At 64.0% G+C, this 19460-nt stretch carries 18 protein-coding genes; 3 read left to right on the forward strand and 15 right to left on the reverse strand.

The window, feature by feature from the left end; all coding sequences use genetic code 11:
* The first annotated feature begins 3 nt into the window (after positions 1 to 3).
* Complete coding sequence (locus CH285_RS01530) at positions 4 to 735, forward strand: aspartate/glutamate racemase family protein (RefSeq protein ID WP_032383541.1); 732 nt, start codon at positions 4 to 6, stop codon at positions 733 to 735.
* Between the two features lie 29 nt (positions 736 to 764).
* Here CH285_RS01530 and mftD (CH285_RS01535) read toward each other — a convergent pair whose 3' ends face one another.
* The 5 genes from mftD (CH285_RS01535) to mftA are packed head-to-tail and all read right to left on the reverse strand — an operon-like array spanning position 765 to position 4832.
* Complete coding sequence (mftD, locus tag CH285_RS01535; protein ID WP_094643280.1) at positions 765 to 1988, reverse strand: pre-mycofactocin synthase MftD; 1224 nt, start codon at positions 1986 to 1988, stop codon at positions 765 to 767.
* Positions 1985 to 3163 (reverse strand): pre-mycofactocin synthase MftD, encoded by a 1179-nt coding sequence (gene mftD, locus CH285_RS01540; protein ID WP_094643293.1) that lies wholly within the window; start codon positions 3161 to 3163, stop codon positions 1985 to 1987. The genes mftD (CH285_RS01535) and mftD (CH285_RS01540) overlap by 4 nt, the downstream gene beginning before the upstream one ends.
* Positions 3164 to 3165: 2 nt before the next feature.
* Positions 3166 to 4398 carry a mycofactocin radical SAM maturase gene (mftC, locus tag CH285_RS01545; protein WP_094643281.1) on the reverse strand — a complete coding sequence of 411 codons (1233 nt, stop codon included), beginning with the start codon at positions 4396 to 4398 and terminating at the stop codon, positions 3166 to 3168.
* A 33-nt stretch (positions 4399 to 4431) separates the two neighbouring features.
* Positions 4432 to 4716, reverse strand: coding sequence for a mycofactocin biosynthesis chaperone MftB (mftB, locus tag CH285_RS01550; RefSeq protein WP_032368354.1), 285 nt, complete (start codon positions 4714 to 4716; stop codon positions 4432 to 4434).
* A 2-nt stretch (positions 4717 to 4718) separates the two neighbouring features.
* A complete protein-coding gene (mftA, locus tag CH285_RS01555; RefSeq protein ID WP_069973092.1) occupies positions 4719 to 4832 on the reverse strand; it encodes a mycofactocin precursor MftA in 114 nt (37 codons plus the stop codon).
* A gap of 277 nt (positions 4833 to 5109) precedes the next feature.
* Here mftA and mftM point away from each other — a divergent pair, with 277 nt between their 5' ends.
* Positions 5110 to 5937, forward strand: a complete 828-nt coding sequence (mftM, locus tag CH285_RS01560; protein ID WP_094643294.1) for a mycofactocin oligosaccharide methyltransferase MftM — start codon at positions 5110 to 5112, stop codon at positions 5935 to 5937.
* Positions 5938 to 6245: 308 nt separating this feature from the next.
* Here the strand turns inward: mftM and CH285_RS01565 are convergent, their stop codons facing one another.
* Together CH285_RS01565 and moaA are read right to left on the reverse strand one after the other, a co-directional pair.
* Positions 6246 to 7496 (reverse strand): molybdopterin molybdotransferase MoeA, encoded by a 1251-nt coding sequence (locus tag CH285_RS01565; protein ID WP_094643282.1) that lies wholly within the window; start codon positions 7494 to 7496, stop codon positions 6246 to 6248.
* On the reverse strand, positions 7493 to 8551 hold the full coding sequence (gene moaA, locus CH285_RS01570) for a GTP 3',8-cyclase MoaA (protein WP_080729326.1): 1059 nt from the start codon (positions 8549 to 8551) through the stop codon (positions 7493 to 7495). Before moaA ends, CH285_RS01565 begins: the two co-directional genes overlap by 4 nt.
* Before the next feature lie 217 nt (positions 8552 to 8768).
* Between moaA and CH285_RS01575 the strand changes: the two genes are divergently transcribed.
* On the forward strand, positions 8769 to 9821 hold the full coding sequence (locus CH285_RS01575; protein WP_094643283.1) for a helix-turn-helix domain-containing protein: 1053 nt from the start codon (positions 8769 to 8771) through the stop codon (positions 9819 to 9821).
* Positions 9822 to 9845: 24 nt separating this feature from the next.
* Here CH285_RS01575 and CH285_RS01580 read toward each other — a convergent pair whose 3' ends face one another.
* From CH285_RS01580 to CH285_RS01615, 8 genes are all read right to left on the reverse strand, one after another.
* The gene (locus CH285_RS01580; protein ID WP_072692113.1) at positions 9846 to 10835 is read right to left on the reverse strand and encodes an NAD(P)/FAD-dependent oxidoreductase; all 990 of its coding nucleotides are present in this window, start codon (positions 10833 to 10835) and stop codon (positions 9846 to 9848) included.
* Positions 10832 to 11146, reverse strand: coding sequence for a ferredoxin (gene fdxA, locus CH285_RS01585; protein WP_027496268.1), 315 nt, complete (start codon positions 11144 to 11146; stop codon positions 10832 to 10834). The genes CH285_RS01580 and fdxA overlap by 4 nt, the downstream gene beginning before the upstream one ends.
* A gap of 37 nt (positions 11147 to 11183) precedes the next feature.
* Positions 11184 to 13364 carry a molybdopterin-containing oxidoreductase family protein gene (locus CH285_RS01590; protein WP_094643284.1) on the reverse strand — a complete coding sequence of 727 codons (2181 nt, stop codon included), beginning with the start codon at positions 13362 to 13364 and terminating at the stop codon, positions 11184 to 11186.
* A gap of 119 nt (positions 13365 to 13483) precedes the next feature.
* Entirely contained in the window at positions 13484 to 14164 is a 681-nt protein-coding gene (locus CH285_RS01595; RefSeq protein ID WP_094643285.1) for a MadR family response regulator transcription factor, read from the reverse strand.
* A complete protein-coding gene (locus tag CH285_RS01600; RefSeq protein ID WP_027496265.1) occupies positions 14161 to 15513 on the reverse strand; it encodes a MadS family sensor histidine kinase in 1353 nt (450 codons plus the stop codon). The genes CH285_RS01595 and CH285_RS01600 overlap by 4 nt, the downstream gene beginning before the upstream one ends.
* Positions 15510 to 16697 carry an iron-containing alcohol dehydrogenase gene (locus CH285_RS01605; protein ID WP_027496264.1) on the reverse strand — a complete coding sequence of 396 codons (1188 nt, stop codon included), beginning with the start codon at positions 16695 to 16697 and terminating at the stop codon, positions 15510 to 15512. Before CH285_RS01605 ends, CH285_RS01600 begins: the two co-directional genes overlap by 4 nt.
* 187 nt (positions 16698 to 16884) lie before the next feature.
* Complete coding sequence (gene madC, locus CH285_RS01610) at positions 16885 to 18402, reverse strand: MadC family VWA domain-containing protein (protein WP_094643286.1); 1518 nt, start codon at positions 18400 to 18402, stop codon at positions 16885 to 16887.
* The gene (locus CH285_RS01615) at positions 18399 to 19436 is read right to left on the reverse strand and encodes a MadB family AAA-type ATPase (RefSeq protein WP_048319847.1); all 1038 of its coding nucleotides are present in this window, start codon (positions 19434 to 19436) and stop codon (positions 18399 to 18401) included. Before CH285_RS01615 ends, madC begins: the two co-directional genes overlap by 4 nt.
* Positions 19437 to 19460: the final 24 nt, after the last annotated feature.

The raw sequence follows: 19460 nt of genomic DNA on the forward strand, positions 1-19460 counted from the left end.
CACGTGCTCATCAAGGTCATCAATCCGAACACCACGAGTTCGATGACCGCAACGATCGGTGACTGTGCCCGGGCCGTAGTCGGCCCGGGCACGGTCGTCGATGCGGTCAGCCCATCCATGGGACCGGTGTCGATCGAAAGCCACGTCGACGAAGCCCTCAGTGTCCCAGGCATTCTCGCCGAGATCGCCCGCGGCGAGGCCGCCGGGGTCGACGGCTACGTCATCGCCTGTTTCGGCGACCCCGGCATCGACGCGGCCCGCGAGCTCGCATCGGGGCCCGTCATCGGGATCGCGGAAGCGGCCATGCATGCCGCGAGTTTTCTCGGCCGCGGTTTCAGCGTCGTCACCACGCTCGCGCGCACGATCGGACGGGCACAGGATTTGGCCGACCATTACGGCTTCGGACGGCAGTGCCTCGGCATCCATGCGTGCGACCTGCCCGTCCTCGATCTCGAAACCGACCCCGACGCTCGCAAGATCGTCACCGAGGCCTGCCGCATCGCGGTAGAGACGGACGGTAGTGATGCCGTGGTCCTCGGCTGCGCGGGTATGGCCGATCTCTGCCGACACATCTCGTCCGAAATCGGAGTGCCCGTCGTCGACGGGGTCGCAGCGGGAACGTTGTTCGTGCAATCCCTCGTCACCCTGGGACTCGGGACCGGTAAGCGTGGAGAGTTCGCACCTCCGCCGCCCAAGCTGTACACCGGCATGCTCGACGGATTCAGCAGGGCCTGAGCGTCAGCTGCGCTGGGCTGTCGATCGAATCAGCTCCTCGGTTCCGTATCCCGGACTCCGATCGGCGTCGGATATTCCAAACCGGGGAGCTGATTCGCACGGGTGAAGTCATGCGGTGCAACGACGTCGGTCGGTTCGAGGGTGTGCACCGACGAGTGTCCGAGGCCGAGGACCGCCGAATCCAAGCCACCGCGCAGAATGTCGAGCACGTTCTCTACTCCGGCCTGACCGTTCGCGGCCAGACCCCACAGATACGCCCGCCCGATCAGCACCGCCCGAGCACCCAACGCCAGTGCTTTCGCCACGTCACTGCCCCGCCGAATCCCGCCGTCGAGGGTGACCTCCACCTGATCGCCCACCGCCTCGGCAATCGCCGGCAACACCCTGATCGACGCCGGCGAACCGTCGAGATTGTTGCCCCCGTGATTGGACACCGACACCGCCGTGACGCCGGCATCGACAGCCCGCAACGCATCGTCGCCCCGCGACACACCTTTGAGCATGAACGGACCGTCCCACTGCTGACGTAGCCAGGCGATGTCCTCCCATGACGGCAGCGGGGTGGACATCCACTCCCGATACGCGGCGAAGAACGTCGGCGCCGATTTCCCGGGCGCAGCAAGATTCGGTGCCGTCAAATCCGGAAATGTCCCCGACCGCGCCCACTGCGCCAGCCACCGTGGACGGGCCAAGACTTCGGGTGCCAACCGGAATATTGCCCTGGCGTCGAGGCGTTCCGGTATCACCGGACTCCCCCAATCGCGGCCCTCCGAGAACGACCAATCCATCGTCACGATCAGCCCGACCGCCCCCGCAGCACGTGCACGATCGAGCATGTGCGCCAACAACTGCCGCGAACCCACCCAATGCACCTGAAAGAACGTCTGCGGATTCGCTGCGACGACCTCCTCGATCGGCTTGCTCGCGAACAACGACAAACCCATCGACACACCGCGCGCCGCCGCAGCCCTCGCGACCGCGACCTCACCGTCGGGGTGCACGGCTTGCACACCCGTCGGGGAGATCATCACCGGGAATGACAGCGGTTGCCCCATCAGTGTCGTCGACAACTCCCGCGAATCCGACAGGTCGGCCACGTGTGGGGCGAACCCGAGCTCGGTGAAGGCAGCGGTGTTGTCGCCCGCCGTCAGACCACGTTCGGACCCCGCCATCAGTGCCGAATACACCGATGCCGGAAGTCGCTTACGCGCTCGCCGTTGCGCTTCGGCGACAGTCTCGAACCAGTCGGTCACACACCCAGCTTCCGGTCGAATCCGGCGGGCATCACCACATCCGACGGTGACAGATCGTGCACCGAGGTGTGCCCGAGTCCCAACACCGCGGAATCGACTCCCCCACGCAGGATGTCGAGCACGTTCTCCACCCCGGCCTGACCGCCGGCCGACAGACCCCACAGGTACGCCCGACCGATCAACACCGCCCGAGCACCCAACGCCAAGGCCTTCACCACATCACTACCCCGCCTGATACCACCGTCGAGGGTGATCTCGACCTGATCACCGACCGCCTCCGCGATCGCCGGCAACGCCCGAATCGGAGCCGGCGTCCCATCGAGATTGTTACCACCATGATTGGACACCGAAATCGCCGTAACACCGGCATCGACAGCCCGCTTCGCATCATCGACCCGCATCACACCCTTGAGCATGAACGGCCCACCCCACTGCTCACGCAACCACGCCACGTCCTCCCACGTCGGCAACGGAGTCCCCATCCACTCCCCATACGCCCCGAAGAACGTCGGAGCCGGACCACCGGTCGGTGGGGTCAGGTTCGGGGTCGTCAAATCCGGGATCTTGCCGGTCTTCGCGAACTCCCACAACCACTTCGGACGCATGACACCCTCCGGAGCGAACTGAACCATCGCCTTGAGGTCCATCTTCTCCGGAATCGACGGGCTACCCCAGTCGCGGCCGTTGGAGAACGACCAATCCAACGTCATGATCAACCCCACCGCCCCCGCCGCACGAGCCCGCTCCATCCGCTGCAACAAGATCTCCCGCGAACCGACCCAGTACATCTGGAAGAACGTCTGCGGATTCGCCGCCGCGACCTCCTCCACGGACTTACTCGCGAACGAGGACAATCCGATCGGAATACCCCGCGCCGCAGCAGCTCTCGCCACCGCAACCTCACCGTCGGGGTGCACGGCCTGCACACCCGTCGGGGAAATCATCACCGGAAACGACAGCGGCTGCCCCATCACCGTCGTCGACAAGTCCCGCTTGTCCGACAACCCCGCCACATGCGGAGCGAAACCCAACTCGCCGAACGCCGACATGTTGTCGTCGACCGTGATGCCGCGTTCGGAGCCGGCCACCAGCGCGGCATACACCGACTTCGGTAGACGCTTCTTCGCCCGCCGCTGCGCCTCGGCAACGGTCTCGAACCACGCACTCTTCGCCATCACTACGCTTCCTGTTCCATTCCCGCGAGCGGATTTTCGTCGCAGATCTTCGTCGGTGGACGCATCATCAACGTCAACGGCACCGACTTACGTGGAGTCTTACGCTGACCGGTACGCGAATGATCGACACTCGACTTCGGGATCTCCCCCGCCGCCGCCAACGCCATCTCACCGTTGCCGATCACGCATTCGGGATCCGGGCCATCCATCGGCAGACCGGTGAAGAACTTCGCCGCCATGCACCCACCCCGGCACGCATCGAAATGAGCACACTTGGTGCACGCACCCGAGGTCTGCGGTGAGCGCAACTCCTGGAACAACTCCGAGGTCTGCCAGACGGTTTGGAATCCGCCCATACCGTCCTTGGCGTCTCGGACGATGTTGCCGGCGAGGAAGTTCTCGTGAATGGCGAACGGGCACGCATAGACATCACCGATCGGATCGATCAGACACACCACCCGCCCCGCACCACACAGGTTCAACCCCGGCAGAGCGTCACCGAACGCCGAGAGGTGGAAGAACGAATCCCCCGTCAACACACCCTCACCGTTCGCAACGAGCCAGTTGTACAGCTCGCGCTGCTGACCCGCCGTGGGATGCAGATCGTCCCAGACATCCGCACCGCGACCCGACGGCCGCAACCGCGTGATACGCAGTGTCGCAGCGTATTTGTCGGCCAGAGCCTTGAAGTCGTCGAGCTGGCTCACGTTGTGCCGGGTGACGACGACGGAGATCTTCGCATCCCGGAACCCGGCCTCCTTCAGATTCTCCAACGCCCGGCACGCCATATCGAACGACCCCGGACCACGCACCGCGTCGTTGACCTCCGCCGTCGCCCCGTCGATGGAAATCTGCACATCGACGTAATCCGACGCCGCGAGACGCGCGGCGACTTGTCTGTCGATCTTGACCCCGTTGGTGGAGAACTTCACCCCCACCTGATGCGCCGTCGCATAGTCGACGAGTTCCCAGAAGTCCGACCGGACCGTCGGCTCACCGCCACCGATGTTGACGTAGAACACCTGCATCTTCTGCAACTCGTCGATGATCGACTTGCACTGCTCGGTACTCAGTTCGCGCGGGTCACGACGACCCGACGACGACAGACAATGCACACACGACAGATTGCAGGCGTAGGTCAACTCCCACGTCAAACAAATCGGAGCATCGAGACCGAGCTCGAACTGATCGACCAATCTCCCTACCGGAGCTGGTCTTTCGAGGGTGGAAGTCATAGGGGCCGTCCTCTTCTACGAATGGGTCAGGTTCTACGGGCGAGTGATCATGTTCGAGTCCGCCAACGTCTCGAGCGCTCTCACGTAGGGAGCCGATGCCGAATCGCTGATCCCTGCGGCCGCGATCGCCGACCGCATATCCCGGTGGTCGGGAAGGGACTCGATGATCGCCACGATCGTGCGGTTCTTCAGAAACGACAGCTTGCGGGTCCCGAAGTGGTACAGCAACGCCCCGAACGACTCCGGGCGCAACGCCACCTGCGGATGCAACACCCACCGCACGTCCAGATCGAGCGCGTCCTGCACAGCAGTAGTCATGATCAGTACACGCCGCACATACCGTCGATCGAGACTTCCTCCACCAACGACTCCTCCACCAGATCGGACTCGACAACCGACGTACCGACCACAGCGTTCTCACTCTTCTTCGACATCTGATTCCTCCTACGAAATCTGTTCGGCCACAATCCGATCGACTGTGTTCAGGATCACCACGCTAACGGCCATCGAGGTTTCCGACGGGTCATGGCGCAGGAACTGGTCGGCCGTCGCGATCAACCGTCCAGATGGGTAGGTACCGGCCCGTCCGGCCTGCGGGGTGAGCGGCGTCCGAGCGGACCGACCAGCGGTCGATGCGCCTTGTGGCGCACTTCGCTGTGGAACGCTCACCGGAACGGACGATCGCTGCAGAAACGACAGAAGAAGACTTTCATGACCGAGATCGATGCATTGGCCCCCGGACCCGACGGGGTGTGGGCTCATGAGAACGTCGTCGTCCGGCACACTCCCGGGCTTCGATTCGACGCCGTGCGTGCAGGATCGACGGTCCAGGTGAACCACTGCCTCGCTGCGCACGAGATCGGCGAATGCCTCGTTCCGCTCATCACCGAACAGGCGCGCCACATCGGGCTGTCCCAGAGCGAGTTCGAGCACGTACTGGTCGGCATCGTGCGCACCACTATCGCCGATCCGGTCGAGGCATGGACGACGTACTACCGAAACTCGTTGGATGACCTCCTCTCCGGTCGCGCAGAGTTCGCTCCTGTGCACGAGCGTGCCGCCGCGGCGGTCCGCGGTTCGGTACTCGATCTGGGTTCGTGCTTCGGCTTCTTCCCGTTGCGGCTGGCTATGCAGGGTTGTTCGGTCACCGCGACCGACCAGTCAGCGGGAACCATGGATTTGCTCGCGACTGTCGCTCCGCACCTCGGCGCGAGACTCGACACGGCAGTGTTCGATGCAGCCCGAATCCCGTTCGACGACAACAGTGTCGATACCGTGACCGCTCTGCACCTGCTCGAACACGTCGATGCCGAAACGGGCTCTGCCATCGTCGCGGAGGCACTCCGGGTGGCGCGCTGCCGCGTCGTCATCGCGGTACCGTTCGAGACCGAGACCACCGTCTGCCACGGACACATCCGCACGTTCGACGAGACGGCGCTGGCCGAGCTGGGACTATCGACGGGGCAGCCCTTCGAGACCTCGACCTACCACGGCGGTTGGCTCGTGATCGACAAGACGACGGCACCACAACTCGTTTGAACAGTCTCGATACTCCAGGCATGGGATCCGCGGGGGTACTAGAACGGTGGTGCTGTGTCGGCTTCCTCGTCGCTCGGTTCGGGTGTCGGGTTGTCGGGTGGTTCGGCGTAGGCGATGATGCCGGATCGTCTGGGTTGGGTGGGGATGTGTAGCCGGCGGTTTTGACGCTGTGGTGGTATTCGCAGAGGCATTGGAAGTTGTTGACGGTGGTCCAGCCGCCGAGTGGATTGGCGTGGTCGAACGGGATTACGTGGTCGATTTGGCAGCGTGCCGCGGGTCGGTGGCAGCCGGGGAAGCGGCAGTGGCGGTCATACGTACCGGCCCGGTCTCGATGCCGTACGTGAATCGAAGGTCCACGCGGGATATTGCCCTGTTGCCTGTGGGAGTGAGTCGCATGGGGGAACGACGACCATTCCGTTCGCGGCTGCCAATGCTCTCATCGAATGTGACTGCGTGACCTCGGCATCCGCGCCGTCGATGAATCCCAACAGAACCCGAGGTGTGCTCGACGCCGAGGTCACGTCGCCGCGGACCCGCACAGTTCTCACCGTTCGCTCCGCCGCCGGATCCTGCAGAGCGGATGCCACGACCGGCCGGACGAACAGTTCGTACGAGATCAGCGCACTCACCGGATTTCCGGGCAGGCAGATGATCGGTATTTCATCGAATCGTCCGCAGCCTTGCGGTTTTCCCGGCCTGACCGCAACCGAGGCGAAGGTGACGTCGTGATCCGCCAGCGCAAGCCGGACGACTTCCTCGGTTCCTGCGCTGATTCCGCCGGTCGTGACGATGACGTCGGCTACCGCAGCGCAGCGGGCAAGGGCCGCTCTGCACGCCTCCACATCGTCGGATACCGCCGATTCGAGGTGCACATCGACACCACACCGCAGCAGATCGGCTGCGATCATCGGAGAGTTGGCGTCGAAACACTCGCCGAGCGTCGGAGTTTCTTCAGCACAGCGGATTTCGGATCCGGTGGACAACACAGCCACGGTCAATGCCGAACCGATCCTGACAAGCGTTCGTCCGAGTGCCGCAAGCAGTCCGACCTGAGCGGGAGTCAGCACCGTACCGGCCCTGATGGCCACGTCACCGGCATCGAAATCCGAAGCACGACGGCGGATGTTGCTCTTGGAAGCACTCGAACAGATGGTCACCGTATCGGAACCGAACGACGTCACGAATCCGCTGGTCTGTTCGACAGGCACCACCAGATCGGCCCCTCGCGGAAGTACTGCACCGGTCATGATTTGTACGCACTCACCCGGTGCCACGCTCAGCTCGGTACTCGACCGTCCGGCAACGCTACGCGCCGAGACGGTCAGTGTGGCCGGCAGTCGTCGGGAACCGATCACATCGGTACGGCGCACAGCGAACCCGTCGACTGCAGAATTGTCGAACGCCGGCAGAACGCGCTCGGCAACGACATCCTCGGCGAGAACTGCGCCGACCGCAGATCCGATGGGTACCGCCCGCACTCGGGCTGCCAATCCGAGATCTGCTATGGCACAACGGTGTTCGTCGACCGAACGGGTAACCGAGTTTACGGTCCGCCTCATCCGCCGATGTAGGACATCTCGATCCGCTCGCCGGCCGGGGTGTCCCCCGATCCCGCTCGCAGTTCGGAGTATCGATCGTCACGGCTGTTCCAGAGCGCCGACAACCGCGCCACGAGAGCATCCTGCGATGCCCCCGAACGCAGCAGCGCGCGCAGATCGGTTCCCGCTGAAGCGAACAGGCACGTGTACACCTGCCCGTCCGCCGACAGCCTGGCCCGAGTACAGCTGCCGCAGAACGGTTTCGACACCGAACCGATCACCCCGATTTCTCCGCTCCCGTCGCGATACCGATAGCGCGTCGCGACCTCGCCTTCGTACATCGACTCGATCCGCTCGAGCGGATGGGCTGCCCCGATGATGTCGACAATCGAGTCGAAGTCCATCACCTGCGCCATTTCCCACCGGTTCGTCGCCCCTACATCCATGTACTCGATGAACCGCACGACGATGCCGGTCCCTCGGAACCGTTCGGCAAGGTCGAGAATCGAATCACCGTTCACGCCCCGTCGCACCACCACATTCACCTTGACGGGTGACATCCCGGCGCGAACTGCCGCGTCGATGCCGTCGAGCACGGTCCGGACGGGTACGCGCGTGTCGCTCATCCGCGCGAACGTCGTCGGGTCGATCGAATCCAGGCTGACGGTGACGCGCTTCAGACCGGCCGCGTACAACGATGCGGCGTGGGCTGCGAGCAACGACCCGTTCGTGGTCATCGCAAGATCGACGCCGTCGATGGCGCTCAATCGTTCGATCAGCGTGGCGATTCCAGCCCGCAGCAACGGTTCACCACCCGTCAGACGGATCTTCCGGATGCCGATCGTGGCCGCGGCCCGCGCCACTCTCTCGATCTCGCCGAAGGACAGCAGCCTGCCGGTGTCGAGGAATCGGTGATCGGGACCGAACTCTGCCCGGGGCATGCAGTAGACACAGCGAAAGTTGCACCGGTCGGTGACCGAAATACGGAGATCCCGAAGTGCCCGCCCCCGAGTGTCCACCGTCCCCGAATCGAGGTCGGTCGGATGCGTGCGCACTGCTCGAACGGGATCAACCACGGAGTAGTCCTTTCACTCGGTCGAACACCAGAATCGCGGACGGCAGTGCCTCACACTTGACCGCGCGCGCCCGGTAGTTGACGTGCAGCGACCAGCGCACGACCCTGCCTCACGACTTTCCGGCAAAGTTACGAACAGTGAATCAACCGGAAACATTGCGGGTTAATCTCGAAGAAAGCTCCTGCATCGCCGTGAGCGTCTACGACAAGGGGTCCCCATGCTGTCTCGATCCGGATTTTCCATTCCGACTCGAACGACCAGCCGCGGCGACTGGTCCGACATGTTGAACGAGCACTTCGTCGCCCTGGACGTAGCCGACGTGGCGGACAGCCGATTCACCGGAGCCGTCCGATCGATGTCTCTCGCGCACCTGCAGGTGTCGACTGTCCAATCGACGACTCAACGCATCGCGCGAACCGACTCGCTCATCGAGAAGGACCGAATCGAATACGTTCAGATCGGTATGATCCGTCGAGGCCGCGCGATCGTGGTGCAGGACGGACGCGAATGCGTGCTCTCCCGCGGCGACTTCGCCATCTACGACACGTCTCGTCCCTTCGACTGGATCATCGACGGTCACCCCGACGATGATCAATGGGAGCTCGAAGTATTCACCTGGCCCCGTCACATGCTGCGACTCGACGAGCGTGAATCCAGCGACCTGACGGCCATGGCATTCGACGGCTCGGCCGGTTTCAGCGGCCTCCTCAGCCGATTTCTGCACGACCTGGGGTCGACCCGGTCGACGCTGGGTAACGCGGGCGCGCAGGCCATCGCAGACGAGGTCGGAGATCTGGTCAGCGTCATCGCGAGGAACACCACCAACAGCCCGGCGCTGGACTCCCCCGGCACCGCCCTGGTTCGGACGGCGCAGCGCTACATCGACGAGCACCTCGCAGACTCGGATCTATCGCCGAGCACGGTCGCGTCGGCCATGCTCGTCTCCACTCGCCAACTGCACCGTCTGTTCGCGGCCAGTGGCACCACGGTGGCGCGCAGCATTCGGGTCAAACGGCTCGAGCGCTGCCGACGCGAGATCATCGCCAGCGTCGCGGTGAACCGCTCGCTCGGCCAGATCAGTCGGCGATGGGGTTTCGCGGACTCCGCGGTGTTCAGCCGCGCCTTTCGCGAGCAGTACGGGATGAGCCCGCGTCAGTACCGCGCGGCCGCGTGCGCGCAGTCCGACGACCCGCGAGCGGTCACTCGCCCGATGTGGCCGAGCGACCGTGAGCAGCCCGAGGTCGGCACTGCTCACGGTCCTCGTCGGTGAAACTGAGCTCCTACGGGTCTCTCGTCAGTGGAGCGAGTCACTCGAGTGGCCGGGCACGATCGCTGCCGAACCGTCGACCAGCGGGGCGATGTGATTCACCGCTGTCGCGGCCTCGGCGAACCCGACTGCGATCAACTTGACCTTGTCTTCGTGTCCGGCGACGTCGCCCGCCGCGAAGACTCGCCTTCGGCTGGTGCGCATCGTCCGTCCGACGGCGATATCGCGCTGGTACTTGTCCAGTCCCCACGTGGCGATGGGGCCGAGTGCGGCCTTGAACCCCAGTGCGGCAACAACACTCGATACCTCGAGCTGTCGACGGTCGACTCCGGTGCCGTCGACGATCGTCACCGATTCGACGGAGTCCACGCCCAGGATTTCCTCCACCTCGAACGGCGTGAGGACATCGACACCGGACCGCTCCAGCAAACCGAGGCTGTGAGCGTGGGCCCGAAAGTCGTTGCGCCGGTGCACCAGTACCACCGATTTCGCGATCGGCTCCAGGCTCAACGCCCAGTCGACTGCCGAGTCTCCGCCGCCGACGATCATCACCCGTTCGCCGGCGAGATCATCGAGTTTCGGCACGAAATACCGTAGGCCTCGGTCGTGGAACTCGGCTCCGGCCGGCAATGGCCTCGGCGTGAACTTACCGATACCTGCGGCCACGAGAACGGCCTTGCCGACGACGGTCTCTCCCTTGTCCGTCGTGACCCGCACGAAGTTCTCGGATTCTTCGAGTTCGGTCGCCACGTGCCCCATGAGGTACGTCGGCTTCGCCTGATCCGCCTGTTCGACCAATGCGTCGACCAGATGTTGCGCCTTGATCGCCGGAAACCCGGCGACGTCGAATATCTTCTTCTCGGGGTACAGGGCCGCCAATTGCCCGCCCGGATGGGGCAGAGCGTCGATCACGGTGACCGTCATGCCCCGGAAACCCGCGTAGTACGCACCGTACAGCCCGGCAGGTCCGGCACCGACGATGATCAGATCACTCTCGGAAACCGTTGCGGCACTCACTTCTTCGCCACTTCGTCGATCGAGGGATGGTCGTGCCCAACCGGGCCGAGATCTTCCGCACCGCCGGAAGCATCTGCGTCCTCACAGAATTCGACGGCGATGTCGACGAATTGCTTCTGTTCCTCCGGGATCTTGTGCTCCCAGAAGATGGCGTCGTTGGGACAGGCGGGCATGCACTTGCCGCAGTCGACGCACTCGTCGGGATTGATGTACATCATCCGAGCGCCCTCGTAGATGCAGTCGACGGGGCACTCCTCGGTGCATGCCTTGTCGAGTAGGTCGATGCACGCTTCGGTCACGACGTAGGCCATATCGAAATCCTCATGTTCGTAGTAGGAGAAAGAGTTGTCAGGCGTCGAGCGCGGCGACCTCGACGAGGGTGTCGGAGAAGGTCGGAGCGTTCCCGAGGTCGGCGAACACCGTCGGATTGAGCGACGCCGGGGTCGACAGCGACAGCATGTTCTTGCGCCATGCACCCATCGCACAGACGGTGACACCCTGCATGACCGACTTGTCGAGTTTGGCAACGACGGTGAATTCGCCGCGATCGTTGAAGACTCGCACCACGTCACCCGAAGCGATTCCCCGCCGTTCGCCGTCGACAGGGTTGACCAGCAGCGTCGGCTCCTTCTGCACTTTGCGGTGCATGTCGAGATTCCCGAAGCTCGAATTCAGGTACGCGTGTGACTTGGGCGTGAGCAGATTGAGTGGATACTTCTCTGCCAGTCCGGGATTGGTCCTCGACGACTCGCGCGGCGGGATGTAGTGCGGGAGCGGATCCACCGGTTGTCCCGGCTGGTGATCGTTCGATCCCTGCCGGAACAGCGGCAGCACGAAGTTGCCGCCCGCCGCCGCCGAGGACAGAAACTCCGTTTTGCCGGACGGCGTCCGGAAATTGCCCTCTGCGTGCGGTGCGTACTCGTCGGGACCGGGAAGGTTGAGTCGCTGCCACCCGAGCTTCTTGAGCGAGTCGATCGTGATGCCCTCCATTGCCGGGGCATTCCAGTCGTAGGAGAGGGCGAGGAGTTCCTCATCGGTTCGGGAGAACACCGGTTCGGTGAAGCCCATCGCGGCGGCCAATCGGCGAAACATCTCGGTATTGGGGACGGCCTCCCCGAGGGGCTCGATCGACCGGTTGTTGTACGTGACGAACAGGTGGCCCCAGGAAAAGTTGATGTCGTCCTGTTCCAGCTGTGTCGTGGCGGGCAAGATGATATCGGCGTAATCGGCTGTGTCGGTGATGAAGTGGTCGCTGACGACTGTGAACAGATCCTCTCGGCTGAGCCCGTCGATCATGCGCTTCTGATCGGGACACACCACCACCGGGTTGGAGTTGTACACCATCAATCCCTTGAGGGGCGTATCCAAATTCAACCCGCCGGTCAGCGCCTCACCCAGCTGATACAGATTGATGACGCGTGTACCCGGAGTCTGCAGATCCGTCTGCAGAAACTCGGGCCAGTTCACCGGAAACGCCCACAGCGGCAGCTGCAGGATGCCGCCGCCGGGCTTACGCCATGCTCCCACCAACGACGGTAGACAGGAGATGGCTCGGACGCTCTGCCCGCCACCGGCACTGCGCTCGATGGCGACGCCGATCCGAATGACGGAGGGCTGACTCTGTGCGTATTCCCTTGCGAGCGTGTAGATGTCCTCGACGGGAATGCCCGTCTCCTCGGACGCCCATTGCGGGGTGTACTGCTGCACCCGCTCGGCCAATTCGTCGAAACCGATGGTGAAGCGTTCGATGTAGTCCGCGTCGGTCAATCCCTCGTCGATGATCACATGCATCATCGCCAGGGCGAGAGCGCCGTCGGTGCCCGGACGAATGGGGATGTACCAGCTCGCGGCCTTGGCGGTTCTGGTCTTGATCGGATCGATCACCACCACCTTGGCCCCGCGTTTCTTCGCCTCGGCTATGTACGGCCACAGGTGCAGGTTGGTGCTCATGATGTTCGACGCCCAGATCAGAATGAACTTGGAGTGGACGAAACTCTCGGGGTCGACGCCTGCCGTGTCGCCCACCGTCATCGCGTACGCGGTGCACGAGCCGGCATCGCAGTAGGTGCGCTCGGCAACCGTCGCCCCGAGTCGATTGAAGAACGCATCCCCCACGTTCAGACCCTGCGTGATTCCCTGGGTGCCGAGGTAGTTGCACGGCATGATCGCCTCGGGGCCGAATTCCTCGGCGATGGCGGTGAATTTCTCGGCGATGGTCGCGACCGCCTCGTCCCACGAGATTCTCTCGAAGCGGCCCGAGCCTTTCGGTCCGGATCGCTTGAGCGGGTACAGCACTCGTTCCGGGCTGTAAACCTTGTCGAGATAGTTGTCCACTTTCACGCAGAGGCCACCGTTGGTGTACGGGTTCGTTTTGCTACCGCTGACGCTTGTCGCCACTCCGTCCTCGACGGTCACCACCATCGAGCACGAATCCGGACAGTCCTGCCCGCAGGCCCCCAGAACGGTGAGCTCCGTCGGGCGGTCGGCAGGAGCGTCGTGTGGCCGCGTGTCGTCCTGAACAGTCGTCATGGGTGCTCCTCGGCGTGGATATCACTGGTATGTGTAATCCGTAGCCTGCACCGCGAAGACGCTCCCGACAGGACGCCGAGTGCCGTCTACTTTGCACTCTGCGCCCGAAGGCTCACCGCTCAGATCAATCCCTGTTTACTCGCGGCGTAGACGGCCTCGGCGCGTCGAGACACCGCGAGCTTGCGCATGATGTTGCTGACGTGGAATTTGACCGTGGTCGCCGAGATGAACAGCCGACTTCCGATCATGTTGTTGGACAGCCCAGTCGCCAGTAGCCGGAGCACTTCGAGCTCCCTCTCGGTCAGCCGCTCGATGCTGCTCGGTGTGCCGTTGAGGGAACGCACGACCGCCGACGCGCTCCGGGAATCGAACGCGCTCTCCCCGCGCGACACCGCGCGGATCGCACGAACCAACTCTGTGGTGTCGACGTCCTTGACCACGTATCCCCGGGCACCGGCATGAACGGCCTCCACCACCAGACGATCGTCGAGAAACGTCGTCAGGACGAGCAGACCGATCCCGTTGTGCGCCTTCGACAACTGCGCACACAGGGCAAGACCCTCGTAATCGGAGCTGGCAGAGAGCTTGAGGTCCATCAGCACGATGTCGGGTTCGACCCGAGCGACGACGGCCAACCCCTCCTCTCGGGTCGACGCCTCACCCACGATCGTCAGATCCGATTCACGCTCGAGCACCGAACGCAACCCGTCGCGCAGGATCGCGTGGTCGTCGACCAGGACGATGCGAACGGTGGGCGGTGCCGCCTGAGGCGAACCGTCTCGTACCGCTGTGACGCTCATGCTGTGCCCTTCGTGGAATTCGGGTCGAGCGGTATACGCACTGCCACTCGCACGCCCCCGGTGCGGGCACGGCGGATCTCGAAGACCCCGCCGTGTTCGCGGGCGCGCGCCGCCATGTTCGCCAACCCGCGGTGGCGGCCGTCGACGTCGGTGGACTCGGCCATGTGCAGCATCATGCGCAAGTGCGCCGGATCGCCGTCACCGTCATCGGCAATCGACAGCTGTACCTGATCGAGCGAATAGCTCAATCGAAGAATGGCCCGGGATGCATGACCGTGCACTGCAGTGTTGAACAACGCCTCTCCGGCGATGCGGAGCAAAGCATGCTCGCATTCGCTGCTCAACTCGACGGGAGTTCCCTCCACCCGCAGCGAGACCTGCAACTCGTCGGGCATGTGGACCACCGAAAGCTGTTCGAGCATTTCGGGAAGCGACGTTCGGTCGGCGTCCTGAGGGTGATTGAGCGCGTAGATCGCCGACCGCAGCTGATCCACTGCCCGACGCGTCAGATCCTTGGCCAGATCCAGCCTGTCACTGCGCTCTTCCGCCGAGATGTCGCTGCGACATACCTCGATCTGCATACCGGCCGACAACACGGCCTGGGTCACGCTGTCGTGCAGTTCGCGCGCGATGCGATGGCGTTCGTCGTCGAGCACCTGATGCCGATGTGCGGCACCCAATTGTCTTTGTGTCAGCAGGAGTTCGGCATTGCGGGCGGCGAGGTCGGCCGCTGTTCGATTCGCCTCGGCGTAGGCATTCTCGGTGCGCTCGAGGAGTTGTCTTCGGCTCTGGAACAGAGCCGAATTCTGCAGGGCCACCGCAGTTTGGCTGGCCAGGATGCTGAGCACCGCGGCGTCGGTGGCGTCCAGCACACGTTGCTCACCGGTCCACGCTGCAAAAGCGCCCACGACACCCCCGTCGTACGCGATCGGCACGAAGGCGTGATGGGCGGAGATCACCGGGGTCAGCCCGTCGCCGCACGTCGACTGTCGGATCGACTCGAGGCAGTCGACGACGTCGTCCGGCAACGGTGGCCCTTCGACGTTGTCGACCAGAAACGGTGTGGCGTCGGGTCCGAGTACCAATCTGCGAGGACCGGCGTCGGGGAACGCCCCGTCGGCGAGAGCGAACACGACCCAGCGCGCACTCAGATGGGCTCGTGCGGCCTCGGCCACAGCGCACACCAGCGTTTCCGGACCGTCGACCGTGCGCACCAGTGCTCGCGAGATCAGTTCCAGCGCATAGACAACGCGTTCCAAACGTTCTGCCGCGCCGCGATACTGGGGGTAGAACGTGTTCTTGCCCGAACGCAGTCCCGTCAGCAACGAGAGGTCGGGTCCGGTTGTCACAGTGCGGTCCTGAACAGATCGACCATCTCGCGGTGCGTGGCCGAGCGCGGGTTGGTGGACATGCAGGCATCGCGTAATGCGTTGGTGGCCAACACATCGAGATCGGACTCGCTGACGCCGATCTCGGCCAGGCCGGCGGGAACACCGACCTGACGAGCGAGGCGGTCCACTCGATCGGCCACGGCCATGGCGGCCTCCTCCGGCCTGGCCCTGCCCTCGGGTAGCCCGAGACTCGTCGCGATGGCCACGTACGGCAACGGATCCTCGGCAGCGTTGAAACGAATGACGTGTGGCAGCAGCACGCCGTTGATCACGCCGTGCGGGAGATCGAGCAGCCCGCCCACCTGGTGGCTCATCGCGTGCGTTGCACCGAGTATCGCGTTCGTGAATGCCAGGCCGGCTTCCAGACTCGCCTGCGCCATCGACCCTCGTGCAACCATGTCGGTCGGCTCGTCGATGGTGCGAGCCAACTGTGACATCACCATGGTGATGGCTCGGAGCGCATGATGGTCGGTGAGCTGGTTGTGGCCCAACGACACGAATGCCTCTATCCCGTGCGTCAGGGCATCCAAACCGGTTGCGGCGTTCAGCCATTCGGGCATCGTGGTGAGCAACATCGGGTCGATCACCGTGATGTCCGGGACCAGGGCTCGGCCGAGAATGGTGATCTTCGTCGAGCGTGCGGTATCGGTGACGATGCAGAACTGCGAGACGTCGGCGCCGGTGCCGGATGTCGTGGGCACCATCACCAGAGGCGGGATCGGCCGGGTGGCCCGATCCACCCCCTCGTAGTCGAGGATTCGACCGCCGTTGCCGGCGAGGACGGCAATCCCTTTCGCCGCATCCATCACCGACCCTCCGCCGATCGCCACCAACACGTCGCAGCCGAAGTCCGCGTAGTAACCGTGGCCGGCCTCGATTTCGACGTCCTTGGGATTGGGCGTCAGTGCGCTCCAGACCTGGGGCTCCAGCCCCTGCGCAAGAAGGAGGTCGACGAGCTGCCCGGCCCAGCCACTCTCGATCAAGCCGGCGTCCGTGACAAGCATCGGCCGTACCCCACCGAGACGACGCGTCGCATGCGCGACCTCTCCGAGCGAATCCGGACCGAACACGATCTCGGGCGCATGGAACTTGAGGACACGTGGCGTCTCGGCTCGGCTGCGCCGAGTATCGAGATCGTGCAGCGCCTTGCCGACGTTCGCAGTAGCTGCCTGGTCCACCGTTCACACCCTCGCTGTCCTTCGATCCGAACACGATCCGGACCTGTGATTCAGGTTACAACCTTACGAGCACAGTCGGTCCGTTCCCACCAGCACCGGGCCAGGTTCCTACCTACCCGATCGGGCAGGTACGTGGTGTGATGGGTCGGGGTCAGGACAGCGCATGCCCCAGATCGGCGGCGTGCGCCGACAACTGTTCCCCGTCTCGCGCCACGACCACCTGGTCGCAGAATTGTTCGTACTCCTCCATCGAGCACGCGGCCTGCGCCCAGTAGCGACGAGCTTCGGGAGTGATCCAGGCGATGCGGTGCACCTTGGAGCGAATCTTCTCCAACGCATCGAGTCCGGGCGGCCGTCCGTTGCACCGACCGTCCCCCACGATGATCACCGCGGTGCGCTTGTTCAACACCTCCCCGTGCGAGTCCAGCAGGTCCGCGAAGGTCTTGCCGTAATCGCTGCTCGCTTCGAGGTCCAATCGCGCATCTGCGAGAACTGCAGCCAGAGCACCGTCGCCCGTACTCCCGAGCAAGGTCGTCGTCACGTCCACCGGAGAATCGACGAAGCCCATCACAGTGCAGCGGTGCGCACGCGAGTGCATCGCCTGGGCAAGTCTGAGCGTGAATGCGGTGATCGGGCGAACGGACAACGAGACGTCCGCCAGCACCAACAATCGAACCTTGTCCGGAACCGGCGTCCTGGTGACCAACCGAAACGGAATGCCGTCCGTGCGCAAGCTCGACCGAACCGTGCGACGCATGTCCAGTGGGCCCCGAGAGTGTTCGCGAGGCCGCGGCCGAGGAGTCCCGCGCATGTGCCGCAACACTTCGTGACTTGCGCGCTCGATCTCGGCATGGCTGTCGATCCCCCGCCCTGCGCCGTCGACCGGCACCGGTGACGACATCGTCCCGGTCAACTCACCCAGAGCTGCGACGAAGGCTTCGACGGCATCGGTGATCCTGTCCAACATCGCCGCGCTCAGCGGCCCGGAATCTCCGCCATCGCCGTACACGCTACTGGGATCGTAGGCATCGAACCATGCCAGGATACTTGCCGGATCCTCCCAGTTCAGTTGCCCTGCAACCGCTCCGCTCGTGCTCGACGCCAACTCCCCTGCAGCCGTCGAACCGGAACGCTCCAGATCGACGGTGTAGGTCACGCCCCGTCGACCCATGTCGCCATCGGTATCGATGGACAGATCGTGATCCTCCGACGACAGACTGATGTCGTCGTCGTCCTTGTGCGGATTGAAGCCCTTGTCGGCCTCGGGGGCGTCGAGCAGATCTCCGATCTCGACGGCACGCTCGTTGTATTCGGCGTACTTCGCCGCCTCCTGGTCGGCTCCCACGTCGAGATCGGTCGGGAGGCCACCCGCCACCTGCGCGCCTACCGGCGAAGTGTGTTCGTGGACAACAGTGTTCGAGCCGACTGCGAACAGCGAGTCGAACGCGAGATCGAATCCCTGCTGTTCGTGATCGTACTTCGCGCACGTGGCGCGTAATGCCGCGCGCAGAACCGTCAGGTCACGTGCCCCCAGGAGCCCGAGCACTCGTCGGACTTCGATGACCTCGGCCGGCGACGCCGCCACTCCGAACCGCCGCAGCGTCCGGCCGAACACTGCCGACAGCACGTCGAGTACCACCGACGGAGCGAACGGCTCGACCGCAGTCATCGTCGAATCCCGATGCCGCCCTTGTCCCGTCCACCATGACCCCGGAACGCCGTCGCGGTCGTGTTGACGACGGCTCCGAGAGATGGTGCTGCAGAGGCTGTCTCCGTCGCCGGGCCTGCCATCGCGATCTTCATGTCCGAGGAGTATTTGACCAGCGCGGCGAGCAGATACTTGCGGGTGTCCTCCGTGTGGCCGAGGACCGACGCGATACGAGCCGCGTCGATGACCTCGGAGATCGATGGGCTCTTGCGCAGCGGCAGCGCCCGCAGTTCGGTTGCCAGCGCCACGATGTCGGCTGCGACCCGATCGGGTACCTCCGGAGCGCGGGCGGTGACGATCTCCCGTTCCCGTTCGGCAGAGGGGTAGTCGAGATGAAAGTGTAGGCAGCGGCGTTTGAGGGCGGAGGACAGCTCGCGAGTGTCGTTGGAGGTCAATATCACCCAAGGATCACTTCGTGCGGTGAAGGTGCCCACCTCGGGGATGGTCACCTGCTTCTCGGCGAGCACCTCGAGCAGCAGCGCCTCCATGGATTCCTCGGTGCGGTCGACCTCGTCGACGAGAAGAACCACCGGCTCCTCGGACAGGATCGATTCCAGCAGCGGACGCACCGACAGGAACGGCTCGGAATACAGGCCGAAGTCTTTGGCGGCGAGCATCTTCGAGGCGTCGTCGATGTCGGTGACGTGCTGCGTCAGCGCACCGATGTGTTCACGCAGCATCTGCACGTGCAGAAGCTGTTTGGCGTAATCCCACTCGTACAGGGCCCGGTTGTCGTCGAGGCCCTCGTAGCACTGCAGGCGCACCAGCTTGCGGCCGCTCGCCGCAGCAAGCGATTTGGCGAGCTCTGTCTTTCCCACACCCGCCGGCCCTTCGAGCAGCAGCGGGCGATCGAGCGCTGTCGCCAGATGCACCACGGTGGCGAGGTCGTCGTCGGCGATGTAGTCCTGCTCGGCGAGCGCCCTCCGCAGATCGGCAGCGTCGGTGAATCGAACGGTGTCGGTGTCGTCGCTACGCACTGTCGACAGCGAGGTCATGTGTTTCCCTTCGAAGAGCGGCTG

The sequence above is a fragment of the Rhodococcus sp. 05-2256-B1 genome (assembly GCF_002258465.1).
In the GTDB taxonomy this organism is placed as follows: Bacteria; Actinomycetota; Actinomycetes; order Mycobacteriales; family Mycobacteriaceae; genus Rhodococcoides; species Rhodococcoides fascians.

What these genes read in the sequence shown, in the direction of transcription:
- mftC (WP_094643281.1), bottom strand. Translation starts at nt 4,398, where the DNA reads ATGACTTCCACCCTCGAAAGACCAGCTCCGGTAGGGAGATTGGTCGAT.
- CH285_RS01590 (WP_094643284.1), bottom strand. Translation starts at nt 13,364, where the DNA reads ATGACGACTGTTCAGGACGACACGCGGCCACACGACGCTCCTGCCGAC.
- madC (WP_094643286.1), bottom strand. Translation starts at nt 18,402, where the DNA reads ATGACTGCGGTCGAGCCGTTCGCTCCGTCGGTGGTACTCGACGTGCTG.
- mftA (WP_069973092.1), bottom strand. Translation starts at nt 4,832, where the DNA reads ATGTCGAAGAAGAGTGAGAACGCTGTGGTCGGTACGTCGGTTGTCGAG.
- fdxA (WP_027496268.1), bottom strand. Translation starts at nt 11,146, where the DNA reads ATGGCCTACGTCGTGACCGAAGCGTGCATCGACCTACTCGACAAGGCA.
- mftD (WP_094643293.1), bottom strand. Translation starts at nt 3,163, where the DNA reads ATGGCGAAGAGTGCGTGGTTCGAGACCGTTGCCGAGGCGCAGCGGCGG.
- mftM (WP_094643294.1), top strand. Translation starts at nt 5,110, where the DNA reads ATGACCGAGATCGATGCATTGGCCCCCGGACCCGACGGGGTGTGGGCT.
- CH285_RS01565 (WP_094643282.1), bottom strand. Translation starts at nt 7,496, where the DNA reads ATGAGGCGGACCGTAAACTCGGTTACCCGTTCGGTCGACGAACACCGT.
- CH285_RS01615 (WP_048319847.1), bottom strand. Translation starts at nt 19,436, where the DNA reads ATGACCTCGCTGTCGACAGTGCGTAGCGACGACACCGACACCGTTCGA.
- CH285_RS01595 (WP_094643285.1), bottom strand. Translation starts at nt 14,164, where the DNA reads ATGAGCGTCACAGCGGTACGAGACGGTTCGCCTCAGGCGGCACCGCCC.
- CH285_RS01575 (WP_094643283.1), top strand. Translation starts at nt 8,769, where the DNA reads ATGCTGTCTCGATCCGGATTTTCCATTCCGACTCGAACGACCAGCCGC.
- mftB (WP_032368354.1), bottom strand. Translation starts at nt 4,716, where the DNA reads ATGACTACTGCTGTGCAGGACGCGCTCGATCTGGACGTGCGGTGGGTG.